Below are 1,080 nucleotides of genomic sequence, written 5' to 3'. Positions count from 1 at the left end.
AGTCTCGTGGGCTCGGGCTCCCAGGTGTCATCGCCAGACTCGTCTTAGGCCTCGGCATGGGCCTCGTGGCCGGGCTTGCCATCGGACTTCCCGTAACAGCATGGGGGTACTTCGCCGTTTCCCGCGCCTACCTGACAGTGCGCTACCGCATCCCATGGAACCTGATGGCGTTTCTGCAGGATGCTCATGACCACCGAGGGGTACTGCGGCAAGTCGGGGCCGTGTACCAGTTCCGGCACATCGACCTGCAACGCCACCTCGCCCAACAAGAGCACTACCGCACACGCTGGTCTCGCCCTCATCGGCGTCCGCGTACTGCTTGAAGTGACCCTGGCAAGATTTTCGTAGCCGGAGATCACCACGGGGGCGTAGGACACGGAGGCCTTTCCAAGCTGGCGGTGCTGACCGCGAGTCCGTCGTCGTCCTTCACCACACATCAACGTGAGGTTGGAAAAAGCTCACTGCGTGCCGCCCGGTTGGGAGATTGCGGGGCTGACCGTGAAAAGGTACCAGGATGGCGCAGCCGGCGCCCTGGTTGCCCTTTTCTGCTCAGCAGGTCAGGACAATTTCGGCGGGCGCGTCGACGATTCCGTAGCAAGCAAGACTGCGACGGTCGAACGTTTTCGCCAATAGGGGTTCCAATTTCAGTACCAATACATCTCCCAATGCATCTGCCTGCTAGGCCGGTAGCCCTCGCCCTCCTCCTTGGCGCAGGTGGTCGCACTCTTGGCTCCTTCCAGGGCTGGGCGCAACTGAGGTGCAGGTAGGCACATCAACAGACGGGACGGCGCGTAAGGGCCGCGAGTTCATTTGACGTGATGGAGTTCCAATTGATGTTTTGTATTGACTCCACATTCGCCACCCCTTTGCTTAGTTTGACTCCCATCTTCCATCCTCTATTGTTCTGTCTTGAATTGCCGGAATTTGCTTTGACTGTCCTTGGTGGCCCCTCTTCTCTCGGTGATATCGATTTTCTCGCCGGTCTGGGAATTCGGCAAATGATAGGGAAATCTTCGTGATGACTCTTGAATTGAAGCAGAAATGCGCGAGAATGGAAGGGTAGGGGCGCGGCACAAAGGG

2 protein-coding genes are annotated in these 1,080 nt (G+C 58.4%); one reads left to right on the top strand and one right to left on the bottom strand.

Annotation, left to right across the window (positions count from 1 at the left end):
* Positions 1 to 323 (top strand): hypothetical protein (locus EU811_RS23010; RefSeq protein WP_202979354.1); only part of this gene is annotated, 323 nt, incomplete at its 5' end.
* Positions 324 to 896: 573 nt separating this feature from the next.
* Here EU811_RS23010 and EU811_RS24505 read toward each other — a convergent pair.
* Positions 897 to 1,080: hypothetical protein (locus tag EU811_RS24505; protein ID WP_238703550.1), on the bottom strand; the 184-nt coding region annotated here is incomplete at its 5' end.

The sequence above is a fragment of the Arthrobacter sp. TS-15 genome (assembly GCF_006964045.1).
GTDB lineage: Bacteria > Actinomycetota > Actinomycetes > Actinomycetales > Micrococcaceae > Arthrobacter.
Note: the sequence above shows the minus strand (reverse complement) of the source record. Positions and strands in the feature narration are given on the sequence as shown.